Annotated in this window: 23 protein-coding genes and 1 pseudogene; 15 read left to right on the forward strand and 9 right to left on the reverse strand. The window is 70.7% G+C overall.

Annotated features, from left to right (window positions below; genetic code table 11):
- Positions 1-108: 108 nt before the first annotated feature.
- On the reverse strand, positions 109-1,473 hold the full coding sequence (locus ACIPSE_RS09600; protein WP_401659517.1) for an aspartate aminotransferase family protein: 1,365 nt from the start codon (positions 1,471-1,473) through the stop codon (positions 109-111).
- Between the two features lie 19 nt (positions 1,474-1,492).
- On the reverse strand, positions 1,493-2,017 hold the full coding sequence (locus tag ACIPSE_RS09605; protein ID WP_401659520.1) for an Lrp/AsnC family transcriptional regulator: 525 nt from the start codon (positions 2,015-2,017) through the stop codon (positions 1,493-1,495).
- Positions 2,018-2,186: 169 nt separating this feature from the next.
- Here ACIPSE_RS09605 and ACIPSE_RS09610 point away from each other — a divergent pair, with 169 nt between their 5' ends.
- Positions 2,187-3,626, forward strand: coding sequence for a gamma-aminobutyraldehyde dehydrogenase (locus tag ACIPSE_RS09610; RefSeq protein ID WP_401659522.1), 1,440 nt, complete (start codon positions 2,187-2,189; stop codon positions 3,624-3,626).
- A 122-nt stretch (positions 3,627-3,748) separates the two neighbouring features.
- Here the strand turns inward: ACIPSE_RS09610 and ACIPSE_RS09615 are convergent, their stop codons facing one another.
- On the reverse strand, positions 3,749-4,294 hold the full coding sequence (locus ACIPSE_RS09615; protein WP_401659524.1) for a hypothetical protein: 546 nt from the start codon (positions 4,292-4,294) through the stop codon (positions 3,749-3,751).
- Between the two features lie 124 nt (positions 4,295-4,418).
- Between ACIPSE_RS09615 and ACIPSE_RS09620 the strand changes: the two genes are divergently transcribed.
- The 4 genes from ACIPSE_RS09620 to ACIPSE_RS09635 all read left to right on the forward strand — a co-directional run bounded on the left by ACIPSE_RS09620 (position 4,419) and on the right by ACIPSE_RS09635 (position 8,207).
- Positions 4,419-5,075, forward strand: coding sequence for a response regulator transcription factor (locus tag ACIPSE_RS09620; RefSeq protein WP_401659526.1), 657 nt, complete (start codon positions 4,419-4,421; stop codon positions 5,073-5,075).
- Positions 5,072-6,280 (forward strand): sensor histidine kinase, encoded by a 1,209-nt coding sequence (locus tag ACIPSE_RS09625; protein WP_401659528.1) that lies wholly within the window; start codon positions 5,072-5,074, stop codon positions 6,278-6,280. The genes ACIPSE_RS09620 and ACIPSE_RS09625 overlap by 4 nt, the downstream gene beginning before the upstream one ends.
- 151 nt (positions 6,281-6,431) lie before the next feature.
- The gene (locus ACIPSE_RS09630) at positions 6,432-7,631 is read left to right on the forward strand and encodes a spermidine/putrescine ABC transporter substrate-binding protein (RefSeq protein WP_401659531.1); all 1,200 of its coding nucleotides are present in this window, start codon (positions 6,432-6,434) and stop codon (positions 7,629-7,631) included.
- Positions 7,632-7,691: 60 nt separating this feature from the next.
- Positions 7,692-8,207, forward strand: coding sequence for a hypothetical protein (locus ACIPSE_RS09635; RefSeq protein WP_401659534.1), 516 nt, complete (start codon positions 7,692-7,694; stop codon positions 8,205-8,207).
- Here the strand turns inward: ACIPSE_RS09635 and ACIPSE_RS09640 are convergent.
- On the reverse strand, positions 8,200-9,318 hold the full coding sequence (locus ACIPSE_RS09640; RefSeq protein WP_401659536.1) for a serine hydrolase domain-containing protein: 1,119 nt from the start codon (positions 9,316-9,318) through the stop codon (positions 8,200-8,202). The two genes, ACIPSE_RS09635 and ACIPSE_RS09640, sit on opposite strands and share 8 nt — an antisense overlap.
- Positions 9,319-9,526: 208 nt before the next feature.
- On the opposite strand from ACIPSE_RS09640, the pseudogene ACIPSE_RS09645 reads away from it, so the two are divergent.
- A pseudogene (locus tag ACIPSE_RS09645) lies at positions 9,527-9,658 on the forward strand (IS5/IS1182 family transposase); the annotation flags it as partial.
- Between the two features lie 57 nt (positions 9,659-9,715).
- Here ACIPSE_RS09645 and ACIPSE_RS09650 read toward each other — a convergent pair.
- On the reverse strand, positions 9,716-10,408 hold the full coding sequence (locus ACIPSE_RS09650; RefSeq protein ID WP_401659539.1) for a glycerophosphodiester phosphodiesterase: 693 nt from the start codon (positions 10,406-10,408) through the stop codon (positions 9,716-9,718).
- 19 nt (positions 10,409-10,427) lie between these two features.
- Positions 10,428-11,489 carry an adenosine deaminase gene (locus ACIPSE_RS09655; RefSeq protein ID WP_401659542.1) on the reverse strand — a complete coding sequence of 354 codons (1,062 nt, stop codon included), beginning with the start codon at positions 11,487-11,489 and terminating at the stop codon, positions 10,428-10,430.
- Between the two features lie 161 nt (positions 11,490-11,650).
- Between ACIPSE_RS09655 and ACIPSE_RS09660 the strand changes: the two genes are divergently transcribed.
- Entirely contained in the window at positions 11,651-12,598 is a 948-nt protein-coding gene (locus ACIPSE_RS09660) for a hypothetical protein (RefSeq protein WP_401659545.1), read from the forward strand.
- A 162-nt stretch (positions 12,599-12,760) separates the two neighbouring features.
- Here ACIPSE_RS09660 and ACIPSE_RS09665 read toward each other — a convergent pair whose 3' ends face one another.
- Positions 12,761-13,324, reverse strand: coding sequence for an NADAR family protein (locus ACIPSE_RS09665; protein ID WP_401659547.1), 564 nt, complete (start codon positions 13,322-13,324; stop codon positions 12,761-12,763).
- Positions 13,325-13,532: 208 nt separating this feature from the next.
- Between ACIPSE_RS09665 and ACIPSE_RS09670 the strand changes: the two genes are divergently transcribed.
- The 8 genes from ACIPSE_RS09670 to ACIPSE_RS09705 all read left to right on the forward strand — a co-directional run bounded on the left by ACIPSE_RS09670 (position 13,533) and on the right by ACIPSE_RS09705 (position 23,325).
- The gene (locus ACIPSE_RS09670; RefSeq protein WP_401659550.1) at positions 13,533-15,137 is read left to right on the forward strand and encodes a gamma-aminobutyraldehyde dehydrogenase; all 1,605 of its coding nucleotides are present in this window, start codon (positions 13,533-13,535) and stop codon (positions 15,135-15,137) included.
- A gap of 75 nt (positions 15,138-15,212) precedes the next feature.
- Entirely contained in the window at positions 15,213-16,460 is a 1,248-nt protein-coding gene (locus ACIPSE_RS09675; protein WP_401659553.1) for a spermidine/putrescine ABC transporter substrate-binding protein, read from the forward strand.
- A gap of 8 nt (positions 16,461-16,468) precedes the next feature.
- The gene (locus ACIPSE_RS09680; RefSeq protein ID WP_401659792.1) at positions 16,469-17,620 is read left to right on the forward strand and encodes an ABC transporter ATP-binding protein; all 1,152 of its coding nucleotides are present in this window, start codon (positions 16,469-16,471) and stop codon (positions 17,618-17,620) included.
- On the forward strand, positions 17,620-18,549 hold the full coding sequence (locus tag ACIPSE_RS09685) for an ABC transporter permease (protein ID WP_401659556.1): 930 nt from the start codon (positions 17,620-17,622) through the stop codon (positions 18,547-18,549). Before ACIPSE_RS09680 ends, ACIPSE_RS09685 begins: the two co-directional genes overlap by 1 nt.
- On the forward strand, positions 18,550-19,350 hold the full coding sequence (locus ACIPSE_RS09690; protein WP_401659558.1) for an ABC transporter permease: 801 nt from the start codon (positions 18,550-18,552) through the stop codon (positions 19,348-19,350). It abuts the gene before it with no gap.
- Positions 19,351-19,385: 35 nt separating this feature from the next.
- Positions 19,386-20,813: an NAD(P)/FAD-dependent oxidoreductase gene (locus ACIPSE_RS09695; RefSeq protein ID WP_401659561.1), complete on the forward strand. Its 1,428-nt coding sequence runs from the start codon at positions 19,386-19,388 to the stop codon at positions 20,811-20,813.
- Positions 20,814-20,938: 125 nt separating this feature from the next.
- Complete coding sequence (locus tag ACIPSE_RS09700; protein ID WP_401659564.1) at positions 20,939-21,391, forward strand: hypothetical protein; 453 nt, start codon at positions 20,939-20,941, stop codon at positions 21,389-21,391.
- Positions 21,392-21,510: 119 nt separating this feature from the next.
- Complete coding sequence (locus ACIPSE_RS09705) at positions 21,511-23,325, forward strand: chitinase (RefSeq protein ID WP_401659566.1); 1,815 nt, start codon at positions 21,511-21,513, stop codon at positions 23,323-23,325.
- Here the strand turns inward: ACIPSE_RS09705 and ACIPSE_RS09710 are convergent.
- Both ACIPSE_RS09710 and gabT read right to left on the reverse strand, forming a co-directional pair.
- Positions 23,264-24,100 carry a phosphatase PAP2 family protein gene (locus tag ACIPSE_RS09710; protein WP_401659795.1) on the reverse strand — a complete coding sequence of 279 codons (837 nt, stop codon included), beginning with the start codon at positions 24,098-24,100 and terminating at the stop codon, positions 23,264-23,266. The genes ACIPSE_RS09705 and ACIPSE_RS09710 overlap by 62 nt on opposite strands.
- A gap of 231 nt (positions 24,101-24,331) precedes the next feature.
- A complete protein-coding gene (gene gabT / locus ACIPSE_RS09715; protein WP_401659568.1) occupies positions 24,332-25,666 on the reverse strand; it encodes a 4-aminobutyrate--2-oxoglutarate transaminase in 1,335 nt (444 codons plus the stop codon).
- Positions 25,667-25,679 lie beyond the last annotated feature (13 nt).

The following is a 25,679-nucleotide window of genomic DNA, read 5'->3' on the forward strand; positions in this document are numbered from 1 at the left end:
CGGTTACCAGGCACGCTAGGGAGCCGGGGCGTGAACCCCGGACAGCACGCGGCCCGGGGTGCGTGCCGTCACTCGGACGGGCGCATCCCGGGCCGCGTTCGTGAAGCTCTAGAGCTTCGTCCACGCCTCCGTGAGCGTGGCGCGCAGGATCTGCTCGATCTCGTCGAAGGTCTCCTGGTTGGAGATCAGCGGCGGGGCGAGCTGGACGACCGGGTCACCGCGGTCGTCGGCGCGGCAGTACAGGCCGTTCTCGAAGAGGGCCTTGGACAGGAAGCCGTACAGGACGCGCTCGGTCTCCTCGTCGTTGAACGACTCCTTGGTCGCCTTGTCCTTGACCAGCTCGATGCCGTAGAAGAAGCCGTTGCCGCGGACGTCGCCGACGATCGGCAGGTCGTGCAGCTTCTCCAGGGTCGCGCGGAACGCGCCCTCGTTGTCGAGGACGTGCTGGTTGAGGCCCTCGCGCTCGAACAGGTCGAGGTTGGCGAGGCCGACCGCGGCGGAGACCGGGTGGCCGCCGAAGGTGTAGCCGTGCAGGAAGGTGTTGTCGCCCTTGTAGAACGGCTCGGCCAGGCGGTCGGAGATGATGCAGGCGCCGATCGGGGAGTAACCCGAGGTCATGCCCTTGGCGCAGGTGATCATGTCCGGTACGTAGTCGAACTTGTCGCAGGCGAACATCGTGCCGAGGCGGCCGAAGGCACAGATGACCTCGTCGGAGACGAGCAGCACGTCGTACTGGTCGCAGATCTCGCGCACCCGCTGGAAGTAGCCGGGCGGGGGCGGGAAGCAGCCGCCCGCGTTCTGGACCGGCTCCAGGAACACGGCCGCGACGGTCTCGGGGCCCTCGAAGAGGATCTGCTGCTCGATCTGGTCGGCGGCCCAGCGGCCGTACGCCTCGGGGTCGTCGCCGTGGATCGGGGCGCGGTAGATGTTGGTGTTCGGCACCTTGTGCGCGCCGGGGACCAGCGGCTCGAACGGGGCCTTGAGGGCCGGCAGGCCGGTGATGGACAGGGCGCCCTGCGGGGTGCCGTGGTAGGCGACCGCGCGGGAGATGACCTTGTACTTGGTCGGCTTGCCGGTGAGCTTGAAGTACTGCTTGGCCAGCTTCCAGGCGGTCTCGACGGCCTCGCCGCCACCGGTGGTGAAGAAGACCTTGTTGAGGTCGCCGGGCGCGTGGTGCGCGAGGCGCTCGGCCAGCTCGACGGCCTTGGGGTGGGCGTACGACCACACGGGGAAGAACGCGAGCTCCTGCGCCTGCTTGAAGGCGGTCTCGGCGAGCTCGACGCGGCCGTGGCCGGCCTGGACCACGAACAGGCCCGCGAGGCCGTCGAGGTAGCGCCTGCCCTTGTCGTCGTAGATGTGGGTGCCCTCGCCCCGGACGATGGTGGGGACAGGCGACTTCTCGTACGACGACATGCGGGTGAAGTGCATCCACAGGTGGTCGTACGCGGTCTGGCTGAGGTCCTTGGTGCTCACGGTTATCGGGTCCTCACGGTTATCGGGTTCCCCACATGTAGGTCTGCTTCTTGAGCTTCAGGTAAACGAAGCTCTCGGTGGAGCGCACGCCGGGGATGGCGCGGATACGGCGGTTGATGACCTCCAGGAGGTGGTCGTCGTCCTCGCAGACGATCTCCACCATCAGGTCGAAGGAGCCCGCGGTCATCACCACGTACTCGCACTCGGCCATGGAGGACAGGGCGTCGGCCACGGACTCCACGTCGCCCTCGACGTGGATGCCGACCATCGCCTGGCGCCGGAAGCCCACGGTGAGCGGGTCCGTGACGGCGACGATCTGCATCACGCCCTGGTCGAGCAGCTTCTGGACGCGCTGGCGCACGGCCGCCTCGGAGAGGCCGACGGCCTTGCCGATCGCCGCGTACGGCCGGCGGCCGTCCTCCTGGAGCTGTTCGATGATGGCGAGGGAGACGGCATCCAGATGAGGGGTGCCGTTCCTGGAATCACGGGAGTCCCGGGAGTCCCTGGGGTCTGCGCTTCGACTGGCCACGGCCTCACTCTGCACGACGTCTCGTCGCTTTAGCAAGGCCGTAGCGATGAAATTCGTTGTTTGAGTGAGTTACATCTGCGGATTTCGCAGAACTGGTGCCGTTGGGGGTGTTGAAAACGCGGGCCGGGTGATTAGGGTGGGTGTCTCAAGGTATGGACAGTTCTCGCATTCAGGGAGGCCGGCAGTGAGCAGCGAGCTGCGTCGTCTGCGCAACTACATCGACGGGGAGTTCCGGGACGCCGCCGACGGGCGCACCACCGAGGTCGTCAACCCCGCGACGGGCGAGGCCTACGCGACCGCGCCGCTGTCCGGGCAGGCGGACGTCGACGCCGCGATGGCCGCTGCCGCCGCCGCGTTCCCCGGCTGGCGCGACACCACGCCCGCCGAACGGCAGCGGGCCCTGCTGAAGATCGCGGACGCGTTCGAGGAGCGCGCCGAGGACCTCATCGCCGCCGAGGTCGAGAACACCGGCAAGCCCATCGGACTGACCCGGTCCGAGGAGATCCCGCCGATGGTCGACCAGATCCGGTTCTTCGCCGGAGCGGCGCGGATGCTGGAGGGGCGCAGCGCCGGCGAGTACATGGAGGGCCTGACGTCGATCGTCCGCCGTGAGCCGGTGGGTGTCTGCGCGCAGGTCGCGCCCTGGAACTACCCGATGATGATGGCCGTCTGGAAGTTCGCCCCGGCCATCGCGGCGGGCAACACGGTCGTGCTGAAGCCGTCGGACACGACGCCCGCGTCGACCGTCCTCATCGCCGACATCATCGGCGCGATCCTGCCCAAGGGCGTCTTCAACGTCGTCTGCGGCGACCGCGACACCGGCCGCACGATGGTCGAGCACCCGACCCCGGCGATGGCCTCCATCACCGGTTCCGTCCGGGCCGGGATGTCCGTCGCCGAGTCCGCCTCCAAGGACCTCAAGCGGGTCCACCTGGAGCTGGGCGGCAAGGCGCCGGTCGTCGTCTTCGAGGACACCGACATCGCCAAGGCCGTCGAGGACATCTCGGTGGCGGGCTTCTTCAACGCCGGCCAGGACTGTACGGCCGCCACCCGCGTCCTCGTCCAGGAGTCCGTCCACGACGAGTTCGTCGCGGCCCTCGCCAAGGCCGCCGCCGAGACGAAGACGGGCCAGCCGGACGACGAGGACGTGCTCTACGGCCCGCTCAACAACCCCAACCAGCTCCAGCAGGTCTCCGGGTTCATCGAGCGGCTCCCCGCCCACGCCAAGGTCGAGGCCGGCGGCCAACGGGTCGGCGACAAGGGCTACTTCTACGCCCCGACCGTCGTCTCCGGGCTCAAGCAGGACGACGAGATCATCCAGAACGAGGTCTTCGGACCGGTCATCACCGTCCAGTCCTTCTCGGACGAGGACCAGGCCGTCGAGTGGGCCAACGGCGTCGAGTACGCGCTGGCCTCCTCCGTGTGGACGAAGGACCACGGACGCGCCATGCGGATGTCCAAGAAGCTGGACTTCGGGTGCGTGTGGATCAACACCCACATCCCGCTCGTCGCGGAGATGCCGCACGGCGGGTTCAAGAAGTCCGGCTACGGCAAGGACCTCTCGGGGTACGGGTTCGAGGACTACACCCGGATCAAGCACGTCATGACGTCCTTGGACGGCTGATCACCTCCTCGGGATCACCTTCTCGCGGAGTGCGGCGCGCGGCGCGGCGCGCGCCGCGCGAGGCGGCCCCGGACGGGTAAGTACCGTCCGGGGCCGCCCCGTTCCCCCTCCTCGGCGGGACGTCAGGCGTGCTTGCTCAGCGACGGTGCGCCGCTGTCCTCCTTGCCGCTGCTCGTGCCCGGACCGCCGTCGTCGTGGCCGTGGCCCGGTGCCTGCAGCGGCGGCAGTCCGGAGGCGTCGGTCGAGAGTGTGAGGCCGACCTCCTCGAGGATCGGCGCGCAGTGCTTGAGGGCTTTCCGGAACTTCTTCGGCGACGGGGCCGTCCCCTCCTTCTCGGCGCCGCCCTGAACCCGGAGGGTCACCCTGCCGTCCGCGTCCTTGGTGGCGTGGAAGACGGGGACCGTCGCCACCCCGTACCGGCTCATGCAGGCGGCGAAGTCGTCGTTGACGGCGTTGACGTCGTCGGGGGCGTTCCCGGTCGGCTCGTAGGACACCGCGAGAGCGGAACCGCCCCTGCCCGGGTGACCGCCGCCGGAGCCGCTCCCCGTGGACGAGGGCGACGGCGAGGGCGACTGGGCCGCCGAGGCGCTGACCGTGCCGAGCGCGGCGGCGGACAAGGCGGCGAGGGCGACCGCCAGACGCCGTGGCCGGGTCGTCAGTGCGCGCATGGGTTCCTCCGTTGTCGTCGTGCGGATGTCGTGCTGACGGACCCAGCCAACCGTCGGGGCGGTTACCGCACGGGAACGGCCGGGCTTATCGCGCTGTAACCCCGGCCCCGCCACACTGACCCGCATGCGTGTGCTGGTGGTCGAGGACCATGAGGAGCTCGCCGAGACCGTGGCCGGGGGGCTGCGCCGGGAGGGCATGGCGGTGGACCTCGCCTTCGACGGGGCGACCGCGCTGGAGCGTGCCGGGATCAACGGCTACGACGTCGTCGTGCTCGACCGCGATCTGCCCGGGCTGCACGGCGACCGGGTGTGCCGGGCCCTCGCCGAGGGCGGCAGCCGGGTGCGGGTGCTGATGCTGACGGCGTCCGGGACGGTGGCCGACCGGGTCTCGGGTCTCGGACTCGGCGCGGACGACTATCTGCCGAAGCCGTTCGCGTTCGCCGAACTCGTCGCGCGGATCAGAGCGTTGGCGCGGCGTGCGCAGCCCGCGCTGCCGCCGGTGCTGGTCCGGGGCGAGCTGCGGCTCGATCCCGCGCGGCGCGAGGCGACCCGGGGCGGACTCCGACTGGCGCTCAGCCCCAAGGAGTTCGCCGTGCTGGAACTGCTGCTCGGGGCGCAGGGGGCCGTCGTGTCGACGGAGGAACTGCTGGAACGGGCGTGGGACGAGGCCGCCGATCCGTTCAGCCAGACCGTGAAGGTGACGGTGAGCAGGCTGCGGCGCAAGCTGGGGGCTCCACGGCTGATCGAGACGGTGGAGCGGGCGGGGTACCGGATCCCGTGAGACGCTTCCCGGCCCTGTCGTCGCCGAAGGTGGTGCCGCGCAGTATCCGGTTGCGGCTGACGCTGCTCTACAGCGTGCTGTTCGTGGTGGCCGGAGCGCTGCTGCTCGGCATCACCTACTTCCTCGCGGCGAGTTCGCGGGGCGGCAGGACGTACACGTCGGGCGGCGGGAGCCTCGACGCCCCCGCGCCGGGTCAGGAGGCCCCGGTCGCCACGACGCTCGATCCGCCGTCGGTCAGCGCGGTCGCCGAGGCCGTCCGCCAGGACCAGTTGCGGGATCTGGTCATCGAGGCCGGGATCGCGCTCGCCGTGATGGCCGTCCTGTCGGTCGCCCTCGGCTGGCTGATGGCCGGACGGGTGCTCGCGCCCCTGCGCACGATGACCACGTCCGCCCGCCGCATCTCCGCCGACAACCTCCACGAGCGGCTGGCCGTCGCCGGACCGGAGGACGAGCTGAAGGCCATGGCGGACACCTTCGACGACGTACTCGCCCGGCTGGAGGGCGCGTTCGAGGCGCAGAAGCGGTTCGTGGCCAACGCCTCGCACGAACTGCGCACCCCGCTCACCCTTCAGCAGGCCGTCGTCGACGTCACCCTCGCCGACCCGGACGCCACCGCCGACGCCCTGCGCGCCGCGCTGGTACGGGTCCGGGCCGCCGGGCGGGAGCAGGAGCGTCTGATCGACGCGCTGTTGACGCTGGCCCGCAGCCAACGGGGCCTGGAGCGGCGCGAGTCGGTGGACCTCGCGGAGGTCGTACGGGAGCGGCTGCCGGGGGAGGGCGTGCGGGTCGTCGCGCGGCTCGAACCGGCGGCCGTGCACGGGGACCCGCAGCTCATCGAGCGGCTCGTCGTCAACCTCACCGACAACGCCGTGCGGCACAACCTCCGTGAGGGGGAGGGGAGTTGGGTGAGCGTCTGGACGGGGGTGGACGCGGCGGGGCGGGCCGGGCTGCGGATCGAGAACAGCGGGCCGGTGATCCCGGCGGACCAGGCGGAGGGACTGTTCCAGCCGTTCCGGCGCCTCGGCGGACCGGAGCGGGTGCGACGGCGCGACGGCCTGGGCCTCGGCCTGTCGATCGTCGCGGCGGTGGTCGCCGCGCACGGCGGGAGGGTGCTGGCCCGCACGCGGGCGGAGGGAGGACTGGTGGTGGAGGTGGTGCTGCCGGGGGCGCCGGGCGGGAAGGACGGGACGGGCGGGGCGGGGTGACGGGCGTGGCGTGCGCGGACGGGCGTGCGGTTGCCGTGTGTCGCCGTCCGGTGCCGGCCCGGTCCGGGATCGACGCTGCGTCCAGCGGGCGAAGGTGTATCAGACACCTTGTCGATTGTTCGCCCACCGGTCGGGGCGGCATGCTGCCGTCATGGCGTTCATATCTGAGGCACCCGCGCGGTCCCGGCTCTCCCGGCGCGGTCTGCTGCGCGCGATCGGCGGTGGCGTGGTGCTCGGCGGGCTCGCCGGGTGCGGGGTGCCGGCCGCGTACGTGGCGCCCGGGGACCGGGCCGCGGCCGATCTGTCCGCCACCGACAAGCGGCTGACCTGGTCGAACTGGCCGCTGTACATCGACACGGACGACGACGACTCGACGAAGCGGCCCACGCTGGACGCGTTCGAGAAGGAGACCGGGATCGCCGTCGACTACGTCGAGGAGATCAACGACAACGACGAGTTCTTCGGCAAGATCAGTCCGGCGCTGATGAACCACCAGTCCACCGACCGCGACCTGATCGTCATCAGCGACTGGATGTGCGCCCGGTTCGTCCGGCTCGGCTGGGTCCAGGAGATGGACCGTGCCCGGCAGCCCAACGTCACGAAGTACCTGGACCCGCAACTGCGTTCCCCGGCCTTCGACCCCGGCCGCAAGTACACGGTGCCGTGGCAGTCGGGGATCACCGGGATCGCGTACGACCGGCGCCGGCTCGGCCGGGAGATCCGGCAGGTCGGCGACCTGTGGGCCGACGACCTCAAGGGCCGGGTGACCCTGCTGTCCGGGCTCGACGAGGCGTTCGCGCTGCTGATGCAGGGCAACGGCGTGGACATCACGAAGTGGACCGCCGACGACTTCCACCAGGTCTGCGACCAGGTCGAGAAGCAGGTCGGCGCCGGCCGGATCCGCCGGTTCACCGGCAACGACTACACCAAGGACCTGGTCAGCGGCGACGTCCTCGCCTGCCAGGCCTACTCCGGCGATGTCATCCAGCTCCAGGCCGACAACCCCGACATCCGGTTCGTCGTCCCCGAGGAGGGCGCCGAGCTGTGGGCCGAGTCCCTGATGATCCCCGACCGGGCGGCCCACAAGGCCAACGCCGAGAAGCTGATCGACCACTACTACGACCCCGAGGTCGCCGCCGAACTCGCCGCCTGGGTCAACTACGTGTGCCCGGTCCCGGCCGCCCAGGACGTCCTCGCCTCCTCCGACGACGAGGAGACCGCCGCCCTCGCCGAGAACCCGCTGATCTTCCCGGACTCCGGGATGCGCGAACGGCTCGCCGTCGCCCGGGACATCACCTCGACGGAGCGCGTCGACTTCGCCAAGCGGTGGAACGCGATCGTCGGACTGTGACCGGTCCCGCATCCGGGCGATTTTTTTGAACACGTTCAAATACAGGCGTACGCTCCTCCCATGAGCGACAGAGCCGCCCTGCTCAAGGGCATTCGCGTCTGGTTGGTTCTCTTCGTCGTCTGCCTGGTGCTCAGTGGCGCCACGGCCTTCCCGCTCGTCCACGAACTGCGCTGGACCGAGGAGTTGCTCAGGCACCTGCCCGCCCCGGACGCGCTGTCGGAGTGGATCACCCGGGTCCGCCAGGGCCTGGACACCGCCGACGCCGACTACCCCTTCCTCCTCTACGGCACCGACTGGCTGGCCTTCGCGCACCTCGTCATCGCGGTCGCCTTCATCGGCCCCTACCGCGACCCGGTGCGCAACATCTGGGTCGTCGAGTTCGGCATGATCGCCTGCGCCGGGATCATCCCGCTCGCGCTGATCTGCGGACCGGTGCGCGGCATCCCCTTCTGGTGGAGCGTGATCGACATGTCGTTCGGGGTGTTCGGGGTGATCCCGCTGTACGTCGTGCGACGGAGGATCAAGCGGCTGGAGCGGCTCACGGCGGCGACTCCCGCCCCGGTGCTCGCTATTTGAGCGCGGCGGCGACGATCCGGTCGATCACGGGGTTGGACGACTCGTCCTTCGCGTCCGTGTCCCCGACCGAGTAGACGACGGTACGGCTCAGATCCCGGGTCGCGGCGAGCGCGGCGCTGTAGCCGTACCGCGCCCCGGTCTTGAACCAGTAGACCTGCGTCCCCACCTCCATCCGCTGGAGCCCGGCGCTGAAGGTCGCGCCCGGGACGTCCGCCGGGACCGTGAACATCTCCTCCAACTGCGGTCCCGGCACGATCCGTTCGCGGAACAGCGCGTGCAGCAGCCGCTCCAGGTCGGCGGTGGTCGAGATCATGTCCCCGGCCGCCCGGCGGTCCGCCTGGTTCCACTCGGTGACGTCGACGAGCGTCGTCGTCCCGTCCGTGCCCGTCATCGTCTGGTAACCGCGGTTGTGCGGGCCGCGGATGCGCGGATCGGTGCCCGGGAAGTACGTGTCCCGCATGCCCGCCGGACGCAGCACCCGCCGGGTGGCCTCGGCGGCGTACGCGTGCCCCGTCACCTTCTCTGTCAGCAGACCCAGCACCGTGTAGCCGATGTTGAGGTACTGCTGCCGGGAACCCGGCGTGAACGCGGGCCCCTTGGCGACCGCCGACGCCACCACCCGCTCCGGCGGCAGGGTGTCGAAGCGGTGGGCGTACGGGTCGTCGAAGCCGTCACCCGCCTTGATTCCGCTCGTGTGGTTCAGCAACTGCCGTACGGAGATGGGCGCGAAGTCCGGTGTGAACAGGCCGGGCAGATAGCGCTGGACCGGTGTGCCGAGGTCGAGGCGGCCCTCGGCGGCCAGGTGCAGGACGGTCGCCGCGGTGACGACCTTCGTCGTCGAACCGGCGCGGAAACGGGCCCTCGGGTCGGCGGCCCGCCCGCTCTCCAGGTCGTGCACCCCGGAGCTGCCCCGCCAGCTCCCGTCCGTGCCGCCGATCCGGACGAGCGCGGCGGTCGCGTCGGCGTCCGGCAGCCCGGCGATGGCGGCGCGCAGCGCCTCCGCGTCGGGGGCGGTGGCGCTCCGCGCGGCGGCGGACCCGGGGGTGGCGGTCAGGGCGCCGGCGCTCAGGGCGAGGGCGGCGGTGAGGAGGGTTCTACGGGGGAGAGACATGAGGGCGAGCGTGTCAGGAATGCACGCCGTTTCGACCAACAAGGCCTGTGAATAGGGGAGTTGAGGGGGATTTCCCCTAGGGGGCAGGTGGCGGGCGAACGGTGTCGTCGCGGGCGCCCGGGCCCGTCCCCCTCCGGGAGTCCCCTCCCGCGCCCGGGCCTGCCGACTGTTCTCCCCGCGGTGGCTGGAGGGGCCTCGTCCGCGGCCGGCCCGCGTTGAGCACGCCTTCGCCCGCATGAAGTACTACAAGATCCTCCGTGACTGCCGCCAGCGCGGCAACGGCCTCCACCACGCAGTGCAAGCCGTCGCCCACATGCACAACCTCGCACTCGCAGCGTGATCGGACCACTCCCGGAGCGGCCCTGACCTGCCCGGACACGACCTTCTGCAACGCGCCTTAGTTCTCCCTCGTGCGCAGTGCGCACAGGGCGTCGACGCGGTTGGTGGTGATCGAGTCGGCGCCCGCCGCGATGAGGCGGCGCATCGAGCGGACCGTGTCCGGGGTCCAGACGGAGACGAGGAAGCCGTCGCGGTGGATGCGTGTGGCGAGGTCCTTGTCGAGCAGGCCGAAGCGGTAGTTCAGCCAGCGCGGGCGCACCGCGGCGAGCAGTGCCGGCCGCGGCGGGGCCAGGGACGTGCAGGTCAGGGCGATCTCGGCGGCCGGGTCGACGGCCCGCACGGCGAGCATGGCGCGGGCGTCGGCGGTGTAGTAGACCCGCTCCTCGGCCCCGGCCTCCCGGACCGCGTCCACGATCCGGCGCACCGCGGGCACGTCCGGGGCGCCGGGCAGATCCAGCATGATCCGTCCGGCGCCGTCGGCCGCCGCGAGCGCTTCCACGAGCGTCGGCACACCGCCGTCGGTGACGCCCCGCACCTCGGCCGCCGACAGGGACCGGAGCGGACGGTCGTGCTCCCACAGCCGTTTCAGGGTCGCGTCGTGCAGCAGCACGGGAACGCCGTCCCGTGTCAGCCGTACGTCGACCTCGACCGCGTCCGCGCCCTGGGCGAACGCGGAACGCAGCGAGTCGAGGGTGTTCTCGCGGGCCCGGTAGGGGTCGCCGCGGTGGGCGACTGCCATGACGTTCTGCATGGCCGCCATTGTGTCCGGATCAGGGCGCGAGCCAACCGGCGGTGTACGTGTCGATCTCGTCCTTGATCCGGTTCTTGCCGGCCGCGTCGAGGAACGACGCGTCGACCGCGTTCTTCGCCAGCTCTGCCAGGCCCCGCTCGTCGAGGTCCAGGAGCCGGGCGGCGACCGCGTACTCGTTGTTGAGGTCGGTGCCGAACATGGGCGGGTCGTCGGAGTTGATCGTGACCAGCACGCCGGCCTTCACGAACTCCCTGACCGGGTGCTCGTCCAGCGTGCGGACCGCGCGGGTGGCGATGTTCGACGTCGGGCACACCTCCAGCGGGATGCGCTCCTCGGCGAGATGGGTGAGCAGCTTCGGGTCCCGGAAGGAGTTCGTGCCGTGCCCGATGCGCTCGGCGCGCAGATGGGTCAGGGCGTCCCACACCGTCTCGGGGCCGGTCGTCTCGCCCGCGTGCGGCACCGAGCGCAGCCCGGCCGAGATCGCCCGGTCGAAGTACGGCTTGAACTGCGGACGGGGGACCCCGATCTCGGGCCCGCCCAGCCCGAAGGAGACCAGCCCCTCGGGGCGCAGCCGGTCGTCGGTGGCGAGCCGGGTCGTCTCCTCGGCGGCTTCGAGCCCCGCCTCGCCGGGAATGTCGAAGCACCAGCGCAGCACGGTCCCGAAGTCGGCCTCCGCGGCCTTGCGGGCGTCCTCGATGGCCTCCATGAACGCCCGCTCGTCGATCCCGCGCCGGGTCGAGGAGAACGGGGTGATGGTCAGCTCCGCGTACCGCACCTGCTGCCGGGACAGGTCCCGGGCCACCTCGTACGTCAGCAGCCGGACGTCCTCCGGGGTGCGGATGAGGTCGACGACGGACAGGTACACCTCGATGAAGTGCGCGAAGTCCGTGAACGTGAAGTAGTCCGCGAGCGCCTCGGGGTCCGTGGGCACCCGGGAGTCGGAGTGCCGGGCGGCCAGCTCCGAGACGATCCGCGGGGAGGCGGAGCCCACGTGGTGCACATGCAGTTCGGCCTTGGGCAGCGAGGCGATGAACGCGTGCGGGTCCTGCGGGACGCGGGCGTCGACGGGACGGTCGGTCATGGGGTCCTCCCCGGGACGGCACCCCGGCGGCCGGGGAACCGGCGGCGGACGGGGCGCGGGTGATCGGCTGATCGGTGACTCGGGATCATCGTAGGCCGCCGCCACGGGGCCCGTGGCTCTGGCCGTAGCATGACGGGACGTACGACAGAGGGGGCTCAGGCATGTCCGACGAGGCGCAGACCCGGGACACCGGGGGACCGACTCCGCCGTCGGCCTCGCAGGCGGACCCGCGGACGGCTCCGAAGGTCGGGCTCGGCAAACGCGAGCGCGAGCAGGAACCGCCGGCCGTGCGTGATCCCTGGGCGCCGCCCGTCGCGGACGCCACGCCCACGCCGGCCGCCTCCGCCGAGGACGTGCCCCTCGCTCCCTCCGGGGACGCCACGCCCTTCACGACACCGGGGGACACGCCGACGCTGTCCGTGCCCACGGGGGAAGGCCCCGGCGCCACCCTCGTCCCGGGCACCCTCGTCCCGGGCGACCCGCTGTCCTGGCCGCCGCCCTCCGTGCACGACCAGGTGACGGTCGTCGATGCCACCCCGGCCGCGCAGCCGTGGGCCGGCCCGGGCCCCGCGACCCCGGCGGGTCCCGCGGCCGACCCCTTCGCGGCGCCGGGCGCGGGCGCTCCGCGCAACCCCTTCGCGCCGCCCGGCGCGGCCACGCCCCCGAATCCGTTCGCGGCCCCCGGTGCCGCCACCCCGCCGAACCCTTTCGCGGCGCCCACGGGAGCGGTGCCCCCGCCGCCGATCGCCCCCGACGGCCCCGGCCGGATGCCGTACGCGGGCTACGCCGCCCCCGGGGCCCCCGCCCAGGGGTACGGCTACCCCGGCGGTCCCCAGACCGGCTACTACGGCTGGCCCGGACAGGCCATGCCGGAGAACGGGATGGGCACCGCGGGTCTGGTGCTCGGGGTCCTGTCGGCGATCGTCTTCTGCCTGTGGCCGCTCGCGATCGTCCTCGGCGTCCTGGGCGTGATCTTCGGCGCCGTCGGCCGCGGCAAGGCCAAGCGGGGCGTCTCCACCAACGCCGGTCAGGCGCTGGCCGGGATCATCTGCGGGGCGGTGGGCATCGTGCTGGGCGTCGGCATGGGCCTCCTGATCATCCTGACCTGAGCCGCGGTGCCCGGTGTCGCCGGTGAGCGGGGGTCTGGTGCGCGCGGCTCGGATGCGGGGCGGAGAAACCGAGGCGTAGAAGGCGCGGCGTAGAAGGCGTGGCCGCTCAGCCGCTTCCGTGGCGGGCGATGCGGGCCCCGCTCCCGCGGCGTGATCCGTCGGTCAGGCCCCAGGGCCTGCCAGCCGCTCCCGCGCCTCCATCAGCGCGAACCCCAGCAGGTTCGGGCCCCGCCAGCGCTCCGGATCGGACGCCCCCTCGTCCGTCGCCGCGAGCCCGATCCCCCAGATCCGGTCCACCGGGCTGGCCTCCACCAGCACCCGGTCACCGGTGTGCAGCAGGAAGCGGCGCAGCGCGTCGTCCGCGGCGAACTTGTGGACGCTGCCCTCGACGACGATCCCGAAGCGCTCACGCGTCCAGGTCTCCTCGTCGAACCCCCTGACCAGCCGTCCCTCCTTCTTCGCCGCCGCCGGATGCCCGGCGGCCAGCACGCGCCGCTCCGCCTCCGCGTCCCCGAACAGCCGCGCCTTGCCCGCCATCATCCAGTGCTCGGCGGTCGCATACGTCACTCCCGCCACCACGAACGGTGACGGCCACCACTGGCTCAGGCAGCTCGCCACGATCCGGCCGTCGTCCGAGGGACGGTGCCCCCAGAAGTGCAGATACTTGACTCGTGTACCCGATCGGACCGCTCTGACCAGGGCGTCCCGCGAATCGATCTTCCCCATGCATGCGAGTCTGGCAGGCACCACTGACATTCCGTCCCCCCTTTTCCATCCGCACTCGACACCTGGTCGACAGATTCCGTTGCGTAACTAAAAGGCAACAACGGAATCCCTTGTCGGTCGTCCCTTGCTCTGTCAGGATCGGCACTCAAATCGAGCTGGAGCTACGCCCACCGCCTGCGAACGCGGGCCGGCGGCGGAGGAGAGCGACATGCACATCCCGGACACCGCGGACAGCACCGGCGCCGTGAAAGGCACGGACGGCACGGACGGCGCGCACGGCACGGACGGCGCGGAGACCTCCCAGCGGTTCCCCGCGCAGGAACGCTTCGCCGAAGGCGCGCAGTTCATCGCGGGCCGCCTCACCCGCGGCACCTCGGGCCGTACGCACGCGGTCGTCGATCCCGCGACCGGCGAGGAGGTGTACGTCTACGAGCTGGCCGGCACCGCCGACGTGGACGCGGCCGTCGCCGCCGCCCGCGCGGCGTTCCCCGGCTGGTCGGGCGCCACCCCCGGCGAGCGCTCGGACGCCCTGCACCGGTTCGCCGCGCTGCTCGCCGAGCGCGCCGAGGACTTCGCCCGCGCGGAGTCGCTCCAGTGCGGCAAGCCGCTCAAGCTGACGCGTGAGTTCGACGTCCCCGGGACCGTCGACAACACGGCCTTCTTCGCCGGCGCGGCCCGTCACCTCCAGGGACAGTCCGCGGGCGAGTACTCCGGCGACCACACCTCGTACGTCCGCCGTGAGCCCATCGGGGTCGTCGGGTCCATCGCGCCCTGGAACTACCCGCTCCAGATGGCCGCCTGGAAGATCCTTCCGGCCATCGCCGCGGGCAACACGATCGTCCTCAAGCCCGCCGAGCTGACCCCGCTGACCTCGCTGCTGTTCGCCCAGGCGGCCACGGACGCGGGCATCCCCGCCGGGGTCGTCAACATCGTCACCGGGACGGGCAAGGAGGCCGGTGAGCATCTCGTCGGGCATCCCGACGTCGCCATGACCTCGTTCACCGGGTCCACCGCGGTCGGCAAGCGGGTCGCCGAGGTCGCCACCGCCACCGTCAAGCGCATCCACCTGGAGCTCGGAGGCAAGGCGCCCTTCGTGGTCTTCGACGACGCCGATCTCGACGCGGCCGTCAACGGCGCCGTCGCGGGCTCCCTCATCAACACCGGCCAGGACTGCACGGCCGCCACGCGCGCGTACGTGCAGCGGCCCCTCTACGACGCGTTCGTCGAGCGGACCGCCGCCCTCATGGAGACGGTCCGCGTCGGCGACCCCTTCGCCCCCGGCACCGACCTCGGTCCGCTCATCTCGCACGTCCAGCGCGACCGGGTCGCCGGCTTCGTCGAGCGGGCGCGCGGCTACGCGCGCGTGGTGACCGGTGGCGAAGCCCCTCTGGGCGATCTCAAGAACGGCGCGTACTATCTCCCCACCCTGGTCGCGGACGCCGCCCAGGACAGCGAGATCGTCCAGTCCGAGCTGTTCGGACCGGTCCTCGTGGTGCTGCCCTTCGACAGTGACGACGAAGGCATCGCACTCGCCAACGACACCCCCTACGGACTCGCGGCCTCCGCCTGGAGCCGGGACGTCTACCGGGCGAACCGTGCCACCCGTGAGATCAAGGCGGGCTGCGTGTGGATCAACGACCACATCCCGATCATCAGCGAGATGCCGCACGGCGGGTACAAGGCGTCCGGCTTCGGCAAGGACATGTCCGCGTACTCGTTCGAGGAGTACACGCAGATCAAGCACGTCATGTTCGACAACACCGCGGTCGCCGAGAAGGACTGGCACCGCACGATCTTCGGGGACCGACCGTAGCCGTCTCCGGCTGCCGCCGGGCGTAGAAGCAGGCCGCCGGACCAGCGGCCGACCCTCCGAAAGGGCACCACGCGCATGGAGCAGTACGAGCCCGACCGCCTGAGCCCGGCCCAAGTGGCCGCCATGCGGCGCAGCTTCCGCAACGGCCGAGCGGCCATGACCCGGCGGTCCCTGCTGCGCGCCTCCGCCGGCGGCGCGCTCGCGGTCGGCGGCCTCGGGGCGCTGACCGGCTGCGGCATCCCCGCGGCCGGCAACACCCAGGGCGGCGTCTCCGCGGAGGACCACTCGGCCGACGAGAAGACCGTGAACTTCTCCAACTGGACCGAGTACATCGACGTGGACGACAGCGAGAAGCGTCACCCCACGCTCGACCAGTTCAGGCAGCGGACCGGCATCACGGTCAAGTACACCGAGGACATCAACGACAACGTCGAGTTCTTCGGCAAGATCAAGCCGCAGCTCGCCGCGGGCCAGGACACCGGGCGCGACATCGTCGTCCTCACCGACTGGCTGGCCGCCCGGCTGATCCGCCTCGGGTGGGTCCAGAAACTGGACGCGTCCAACCTGCCGCACGCCTACACCAATCTGTCGGCGCAGTTCCGCGACCCCGACTGGGACCCGGGCCGTGCCCACTCCTATGTGTGGCAGGGCATCTCCACCGTCATCGCCTACAACAAGAAGGCGCTCGACGGCGTCGAGGTGAAGTCGGTGTCCGACCTCCTCGACAACGCCAAGCTCAAGGGCCGGGTCGGGTTCCTGTCGGAGATGCGCGACAGCATCGGCATGACCCTCCTCGACATGGGCAAGGACCCGGCGAAGTTCACCGCCGACGACTACGACGCGGCCGTCGCCCGGATCCAGAAGGCCGTCGACAAGGGCCAGATCCGCCGCTTCACCGGCAACGACTACACCTCGGACCTGACCAGCGGCGACTTCGCGGCCTGTATCGCCTGGGCCGGTGACGTCGTCCAGCTGAAGGCGGACAGCCCGGACATCGACTTCATCATCCCCGACAGCGGGTACATGACGTCGACCGACAACTTCCTGATCCCCAACAAGGCCCGGCACAAGACGAACGCCGAGCGGCTCATCGACTTCTACTACGAGCCGAAGCCGGCCGCCGAACTCGCCGCGTACATCAACTACGTGTCGCCCGTCGACGGGGTGAAGGCGGAGCTGGAGAAGCTCGACCCGGATGCGGCGAACAACCCGCTGATCATCCCGGACAAGGCCATGGCCGCGAAGTCCCACGCCTTCCGCTCGCTGAGCTCGAAGGAAGAGACCGAGTTCGAAGAGAAGTTCGCGAAGCTGACTGGGGCGTGACCACCATCATGAGCAACAACGACAACACCGGCGACGTCCGCCTCTCGGGCATCAGCAAGACCTACGACAACGGCTTCACCGCCGTGCAGCCGCTGGACCTCACCGTTCCGCAGGGCTCCTTCTTCGCCCTGCTCGGCGCCTCCGGCTGCGGCAAGACCACCACCCTCAGGATGATCGCCGGACTGGAGGAGCCGACCACCGGCACCGTCTCGCTCGGCGAGCAGGACGTGACGAACCTGCCGCCCTACAAGCGGCCGGTGAACACCGTCTTCCAGTCCTACGCCCTCTTCCCGCACCTCGACATCTTCGAGAACGTCGCCTTCGGTCTGCGCCGGCGCGGCATCAAGAGCGTGAAGAAGCAGGTCGAGGACATGCTCGACCTCGTCCAGCTCGGCGAGCAGGCCCGCAAGAAGCCGCACCAGCTCTCCGGCGGCCAGCAGCAGCGCGTCGCCGTGGCCCGCGCCCTGATCAACACCCCCAAGGTGCTCCTGCTCGACGAGCCCCTCGGCGCCCTCGACCTCAAGCTGCGCCGCCAGATGCAGCTGGAGCTCAAGCGCATCCAGACCGAGGTCGGCATCACCTTCGTGCACGTCACGCACGACCAGGAGGAGGCCATGACCATGGCCGACACGGTCGCCGTGATGAACGCGGGCCGCGTCGAGCAGCTCGGCTCGCCGACCGACCTCTACGAGAACCCGCAGACCACGTTCGTCGCCAACTTCCTCGGCACCTCGAACCTGATCGAGGCCGAGGTCGACACGAAGAACGGCGACGACATCGTCCTGAAGGCGGGCGGCGGCAAGCTCGTCCTGCCCGAGGCGCGATGTTCCGCCCCGACCGCCACCGGCGGCAAGGTCCTCGTCGGCGTCCGCCCGGAGAAGATCTCCCTCACCCACGCCGACGACGCCGGCGACATCCCCGAGGGCCGCAACCGCATCACCGGCACGATCGCCAACGGCAGCTTCATCGGGGTCTCCACCCAATACGTCATCGACAGCGCCGTCTGCCCCGAGTTCGAGGTCTACGTCCAGAACATCGAGCGCGACTCCCGGCTCGTGCCCGGTGCCGACGTCGTCCTGCACTGGAGTCCCGCGCACACGTTTGGGCTCGACGCGGCCCAGGACATCGACGCCGGTGTCGAGGAAGGGGCGGCGGCCTGATGGCGACGCTCACCGAGGCGCCCCCGCCTCTCGCCCCGGCCGAGCCGGAGAAGAAGCCGCCGCGCAGGCGGGGCCGTCTCGTGCCGTACTGGCTGCTGCTGCCCGGCATCCTGTGGCTGCTGGTCTTCTTCGCGCTGCCGATGGTCTACCAGGCCTCCACGTCCGTGCAGACGGGCTCGCTGGAGGAGGGCTACAAGGTCACCTGGCACTTCGCGACCTACTGGGACGCCCTGGCCGACTACTGGCCGCAGTTCCTGCGCTCGATCCTCTACGCGGGCTCGGCGACGGTCCTGTGCCTGATCCTCGGCTACCCGCTCGCGTACCTCATCGCCTTCCGGGCGGGCCGCTGGCGGAACCTGATCATGATCCTGGTGATCGCGCCGTTCTTCACCAGCTTCCTGATCCGCACCCTCGCCTGGAAGACGATCCTCTCCGACAGCGGCCCGGTCGTCAGCGTCCTGAACTCCCTGCACGTCCTGGACGTGACGAGCTGGCTCGGCTGGACCACCGGCGACCGTGTGCTGGCCACGCCGATGGCGGTGGTGTGCGGTCTGACGTACAACTTCCTGCCGTTCATGATCCTGCCGCTCTACACCTCCCTGGAGCGCATCGACGGCCGGCTCCACGAGGCGGCGGGCGACCTGTACGCGCGCCCCGTCACCACCTTCCGCAAGGTCACCTTCCCGCTGTCGATGCCCGGTGTCGTCTCCGGCACCCTGCTGACCTTCATCCCGGCGGCCGGTGACTACGTCAACGCGGACCTGCTCGGCTCGACCGACACCCGCATGGTCGGAAACGTCATCCAGACCCAGTTCCTGCGGATCCTCGACTATCCGACGGCCGCCGCGCTCTCGTTCATCCTGATGGCCGGAATTCTCGCCATGGTGACCATCTACATCCGCAAGTCCGGGACGGAGGATCTGGTTTAAATGGCCTTCGTCAACTGGCTCAAGCGTCATTTCGTCGTCATCGCGGGACTGTGCACCCTCGGATACCTCCTGCTGCCGAACGTCGTCGTCACGGTGTTCTCCTTCAACAATCCGAAGGGCCGCTTCAACTACGAGTGGCAGCAGTTCTCCCTGGACGCCTGGAAGGACCCGTGCGGCGTCGCCGACATGTGCGGCTCGCTGTCGCTCAGCCTCCAGATCGCGTTCTGGGCGACGATCGGCGCCACCGTCCTCGGCACGATGATCGCCTTCGCGCTGGTGCGGTACCGCTTCCGCGCGCGCGGCGCCATCAACTCGCTGATCTTCCTGCCCATGGCGATGCCCGAGGTCGTCATGGCGGCCTCGCTGCTCACCCTGTTCCTCAACATGGGCGCCCAGCTGGGCTTCTGGACGATCCTCATCGCCCACATCATGTTCTGCCTCAGCTTCGTCGTGACGGCCGTCAAGGCCCGTGTCATGTCGATGGACCCGAGGCTGGAGCAGGCCGCGCAGGACCTCTACGCCGGCCCGTTCCAGACCTTCGTGCGGGTCACCCTGCCGATCGCTGCACCCGGGATCGCCGCGGGCGCGATGCTCGCCTTCGCGCTCTCCTTCGACGATTTCATCATCACCAACTTCAACGCGGGCTCGACCGTCACCTTCCCCATGTTCGTGTGGGGCTCGGCGCAGCGCGGTACGCCTGTGCAGATCAATGTCATCGGTACGGCCATGTTCCTGGTCGCCGTACTGCTCGTCCTGACCTCCATGGTCATCAGCAACCGCCGCAACAGGCAGAAGGCGTGAGCCTTCTGCTGAACGCCCTGTAGGGAGTTGAAATCATGGCCCCTGGCGCCATGAGCCGTCTGACAAAGGCAACACAGGCACTTTCCGAAGCCCAGCCGGTCCCGTACTGGCTGGAGGATCCCGGCAAGCCCCACCCCGAGCCCGCGCTCACCGCCGCCGAGACCTGCGACCTGCTGGTCGTGGGCGGCGGTTACAGCGGACTGTGGACCGCGCTCCTGGCCAAGGAGCGCGACCCGCAGCGGGATGTCGTCCTGCTGGAGGGCCGTGAGGTGGGCTGGGCCGCCTCCGGCCGCAACGGCGGTTTCTGCGCCGCCTCCCTCACCCACGGTCTGGCCAACGGGCTGACCCGCTGGCCGGACGAGATCCACAAGCTTCAGGAGCTGGGCGCCCGCAACCTCGACGAGATCGAGAAGGCGGTCGCCCGCCACGGCCTGGACTGCGAGTTCGAGCGCACCGGCGAGATCGACGTGGCGACCGAGACGTACCAGGCACGTGAACTGCGCGACTGGTACGAGCAGATGGAGCGCGAGGGCCTCGCCGACGGCGTCGAGTTCCTGGACGCCGACGCGGTGCGGCAGCAGGTCGACTCACCCACCTTCCAGGCGGGCCTGTACGACCGCCGGGGCGTCGCGATGGTCCACCCCGCCAAGCTGGCCTGGGGGTTGAAGCGGGCGTGCCGTGAACTGGGCGTGCGCGTCTACGAGCACACCCCGGCCCTGACGCTGAAGCAGTACGGCGCGGGCATGGCCGTACGCACCCCCTACGGGTCCGTCCGGGCCCGCAAGATCGCGCTCGGCACCAACATCTTCCCCAACCTGGTCAAGCGGGTGAGGGCGTACACCGTCCCGGTCTACGACTACGCGCTGATGACCGAGCCGCTCGACGCCGGGCAGCTCGCGTCGATCGGCTGGAAGAACCGGCAGGGCCTCGGCGACAGCGCCAACCAGTTCCACTACTTCCGGCTCTCCGCCGACAACCGGATCCTGTGGGGCGGTTACGACGCCGTCCACCACTACGGCGGCCGGGTGCGCGCCGAGTACGACGACCGGCCGGAGACGTACGCGAAGCTCGCCGACCACTTCTTCACCTGCTTCCCGCAGCTGGAGGGCGTCCGCTTCACGCATGCCTGGGGCGGCGCGATCGACACCTGCTCGCGCTTCTCGGCGTTCTTCGGCACCGCCCACCAGGGTGACGTGGCCTACGCGGCCGGGTACACGGGGCTCGGCGTCGGGGCGACCCGGTTCGGCGCCGACGTGATGCTGGACCTCCTGGACGGCGAGACGACCGAGCGGACGTCCCTGGAGATGGTCCGCAGGAAGCCGCTGCCGTTCCCGCCGGAGCCGTTCGCCTGGACGGGGATCGCGCTGACCAAGTGGTCGCTGGCCCGGGCGGACTCGCACGGCGGCCGGCGCAATCTGTGGCTGAAGACGATGGACCGGCTGGGCCTCGGCTTCGACAGCTGACCTTCCCCGGGCCGTGTGATCCAGTTCACTCCAAAAGGGTTCCTGAACCCGCGTAATGCCGGCGGGCCGACCTCCCTCTCTCTCGTGACGCGCTCGGCGTCCACGTAGGAAAGGGAGGTCTCCTCATGACTGGGGCGAAAACGGCGGTCGAGTGGCTGGCGTCCGTGGCTCCGAACCCCGAGGCCTGCCGCTGGGAGTGGGAACGCAACCCCCTCGGGGTCGCCCTGCTGCCCGCCGGCAAGGCCTGGGACGTGCTCATCCTGCCGGGTGAGCTCGGTTATCCCACGCTCGACGTCCTGACCAGGATCATCGACCAGCCGGGTCCGGTCCTGGTCGACTTCGGCGACGCCCGGATGGGCTTCTTCGTGCCGCCCGGCACGGCGGCCCGCTGGCTCGGCACCGGCATCCGTACGGCGGGTGCGGGCACCTGGATCGTCGTGCCGTACCCGGGCAGGTCCACGGGAGGTGTCCGCTGGCTGGTCCCCCCGGACGGATCGGGCACCCTCACCGACCCGGCGCTGCTGGAGCTGGCCATGCACGAGGCCGCCGCCGGCCTGGCGACGGAGGGCGATCGCTAGGGCCCCGACGGCCGGTGGCGGTGCGGAAGGTACCGGCCGGAGGGGTTGACAACTGAATTGGTCTGGACCAAGTTGGGCGCGCTCCACCTCCCCGAAATCCCCCGTTCCCGGAGGCACTTGTGAGTCGCCCCAGCCGCAACAGACCGATCACCGCCGTCCTCACGGCCGCCCTGCTGGCCGTGTCCGGCATCACCGCGCTCTCGTCGGCCGCCCGTGCGGCCGACGCGGACCTGGCACAGAACGGAGGCTTCGAGACGGGCCTCTCCCCCTGGACGTGCACGGCCGCGACGACCGTCGCCGCCCCGGTGCACAGCGGCGGCTCCGCGCTGCAGGCGACCCCGGCCGGCAGCGACAACGCCCGGTGCGCCCAGACGGTGACCGTGAAACCGGACGCGCAGTACACCCTGTCCGGATACGTCCGCGGCTCCTACGTCTACCTCGGCGCGAGCGGCACCGGCACCACCGACGTCTCCACGTGGACCCAGTCCGCCCCCGACTGGCAGCGGCTCTCGACGACGTTCAGGACGGGCGCGTCCACCACCAGCGTGACGATCTACACCCACGGCTGGTACGGCACCGGCGCCTACTACGCCGACGACATGTCCCTGATCGGCCCCGGCGTCGACGCGGGCCAGCCGCCCGCGGCGCCCACCGGTCTGACGGCCGGCGCGATCACCTCCTCCGGCGTCGCCCTGTCCTGGTCGGCGGTGGCCGGAGCGACGGGCTACGCCGTCTACCGCGACGGGGTGAAGGTCCAGACGGCCACCGGCACCTCGGCCACCGTGAGCGGCCTCGCCGCCTCGACCGCGTACGCCTTCCAGGTCGCCGCCGTGAACGCGGCGGGGGAGTCCGCGAAGTCGGCCACGGTCACCGCGACCACCACGTCCACCGGCTCGGGCGGGGGCGGCGGTTCGTCCGGCCTGCCCGAGCACGCCCTGGTCGGCTATCTGCACGCGAGCTTCGCCAACGGCTCCGGCTACACCCGGCTCGCCGACGTCCCCGACAGCTGGGACGTCATCGACCTGGCCTTCGGCGAACCCACCACGGCCACCTCGGGCGACATCCGCTTCAACCGCTGCCCCGCCACCGAGTGCCCGAACGTCGAGTCCGACGCCGAGTTCAAGGCCGCGATCAAGGCCAAGCAGGCAGCCGGCAAGAAGGTGCTGATCTCCATCGGCGGCGCCAACGGCCAGGTCCAGCTCACCACCACGGCGGCCCGTGACGCCTTCGTCTCCTCGGTCTCCGGCATCATCGACACCTACGGCCTCGACGGCCTCGACATCGACTTCGAGGGCCACTCCCTCTCCCTCGACGCGGGGGACACCGACTTCAAGAACCCGACGACCCCGGTGATCGTCAACCTGATCTCCGCCCTGAAGACCCTCAAGGCCCGGTACGGCGACGACTTCGTCCTCAGCATGGCCCCGGAGACCTTCTTCGTGCAGATGGGCTACCAGTACTACGGCTCGGGCAAGTGGGGCGGCCAGGACCCGCGCTGCGGCGCCTACCTGCCCGTGATCCACGCGATGCGCGACGACCTGACGCTGCTGCACGTCCAGGACTACAACTCGGGCCCGATCATGGGCCTCGACAACCAGTACCACTCCATGGGCGGCGCCGACTTCCACATCGCCATGACGGACATGCTGCTCACCGGCTTCCCGGTCGCGGGCGACGCGAACAACGTCTTCCCGCCGCTGCGCCCGGACCAGATCGCCATCGGCATGCCGGCGTCCGTGAACGCGGGCAACGGCCACGTCGCCCCCGCCGAGGTCACCAAGGCCCTGGACTGCCTGACCAGGAGGACCGGCTGCGGCTCGTACGCCACCCACGGCACCTGGCCCGCCCTGCGCGGCCTGATGACCTGGTCGGTCAACTGGGACCGGTTCTCGAACTGGGAGTTCCAGAAGACGTTCGACGGCTACTTCGGCTGACCCCGGTCAGCAGGACGTACCCCGTCAGCAGCACCGTCGACAGACACCAGCTCGCCACGACGTCCAGGGGCCAGTGGTAGCCCCGCCGCACCAGCCCGTACGACACACCGAGGACCAGCGCCGCCCACAGCACCACCACCGCACGGCGGGCCCGCAGCGTGCGGAGCCACGGCAGCACGAGCAGCGCCGCGGCTCCGTAGGCGACGGCCGCCGTGGCGGTGTGTCCGGAGGGGTAGTAGCCGGTGGCGGGCGGCACGGCCGGGGTGCCGGGGCGGTCGGTCCACTCCTTGACCGGCACGATCAGCGCCGGGACCAGCGCCATCAGCAGCGCCGCCCCGGCGGCCGGCCACCACCACCGGTCTGTACCGGTGCGGCGGGAGCGCCACACCGTGTATCCGATGGCCAGGGCGAGCACGGGGACCGCGACCTGGACGTTGCCGAGGTCGGCGAGGAGTTCGGAGGCGCGGTCGGGGTGGACGAGGGCCTTGCTGAGACGTTCGTCCACGCGCAGCAGGGGGCCGTCGGCCACGACCTGCCAGGTGATCAGCGCGAACAGAAGGGCGGGAAGCCCGAGAAGAAAGAAGGAGGTCGGCCGCCCCGGAACAGGGGGGGTGGTTCCGGGGCGGCCGTCCGGATCGGCGTGCCGCGCGCCCCGGGGGGTTTGGGGCGCGTGACCGTCCGATCGGTGAGGAGATCCGGAGCCGGAGGCCCCGGTTGTGTGCGCGAGGGCACGACCAGGTCGAAGCTGGGGAGGCCCCGGCCTGATGTCGCCCACAGTCCCCTGTGGGCGGGGTGTATCTCTCATCTGGGTAGAACCTACGGCAGCGCGTCGGGGTTCGACAGCCGGATTCGACTCCTCCCATGCACCCCGCACACCTTCTTCACACCCTCTGCCGTCGGCCGCCGCACACCCGGAATCCCTTGTGAACTCCGGGCTGTGACGGCTGTGACACACGTGACGCCCGCCCATGGGCCCGCTGTGTCCCCGGACCCGGGCGCCGCCGCGTCAGATGGCGGTGAAGGCCTGCTCGATGATGTCGAGACCCTCGTTCAGGAGGTCCTCGCCGATGACCAGCGGGGGCAGGAAGCGGAGCACGTTGCCGTAGGTGCCACAGGTCAGGACCAGCAGGCCCTCGGCGTGGCAGGCCTTGGCGAGCGCGCCGGTCGCCTCCGGGTTCGGCTCCTTGGTGGCGCGGTCCTTGACCAGTTCGATGGCGATCATCGCGCCACGGCCCCGGATGTCGCCGATGACGTCGAACTTCTCGGCCATCGCGGTGAGGCGGGCCTTCATGATCGACTCGATGTTCTTCGCCCTGGCGTTGAGGTCCAGCTCCTTCATCGTCTCGATGGAGCCGAGCGCACCGGCGCAGGCCACCGGGTTGCCGCCGTACGTGCCGCCCAGGCCGCCGGAGTGCGCGGCGTCCATGATCTCGGCGCGGCCGGTCACCGCGGCCAGCGGCAGACCGCCCGCGATGCCCTTGGCGGTGGTGATCAGGTCCGGGACGATGCCCTCGTCCTCGCACGCGAACCACTGGCCGGTCCGGCAGAAGCCGGACTGGATCTCGTCGGCGACGAAGACGATGCCGTTGTCGGCGGCGAACTGGCGGATCGCGGGCAGGAAGCCCTTGGCGGGCTCGATGAAGCCGCCCTCGCCGAGCACCGGCTCGATGATGATCGCGGCCACGTTGTCCGCGCCGACCTGCTTGGCGATCTGGTCGATCGCCTGCGCGGCGGCCTCCGGACCGGCGTTCTCCGCACCGGTCGGCCAGCGGTAGCCGTACGCCACCGGCACGCGGTACACCTCGGGCGCGAACGGACCGAAACCGTGCTTGTACGGCATGTTCTTCGCGGTCAGCGCCATCGTCAGGTTGGTACGGCCGTGGTAGCCGTGGTCGAAGACGACGACCGCCTGCCGCTTGGTGTACGCGCGGGCGATCTTGACGGCGTTCTCGACGGCTTCGGCACCGCTGTTGAACAGCGCGGACTTCTTGGCGTGGTCACCCGGCGTGAGCTCGGCGAGCGCCTCGGCGACCTCGACGTAGCCCTCGTACGGCGTGACCATGAAACAGGTGTGGGTGAAGTCGGCGAGCTGGGCGCTCGCGCGGCGTACGACGGCCTCGGCGGAGGCGCCGACGCTGGTCACGGCGATGCCGGAGCCGAAGTCGATCAGCCGGTTGCCGTCGACGTCCTCGATGATGCCGCCGCCCGCCCGCGCGGTGAACACGGGCAGCACCGAGCCCACGCCCTGCGCGACCGCTTCGAGGCGGCGGGCCTGAAGCTCCTGCGACTTCGGGCCGGGGATGGCGGTGACGATCCGGCGCTCCTGCGGAAGTGCGGTCATGAGGGGCTCCTGG

The sequence above is a fragment of the Streptomyces sp. NPDC090106 genome (genome assembly GCF_044747265.1).
Taxonomy (GTDB): Bacteria; Actinomycetota; Actinomycetes; order Streptomycetales; family Streptomycetaceae; genus Streptomyces.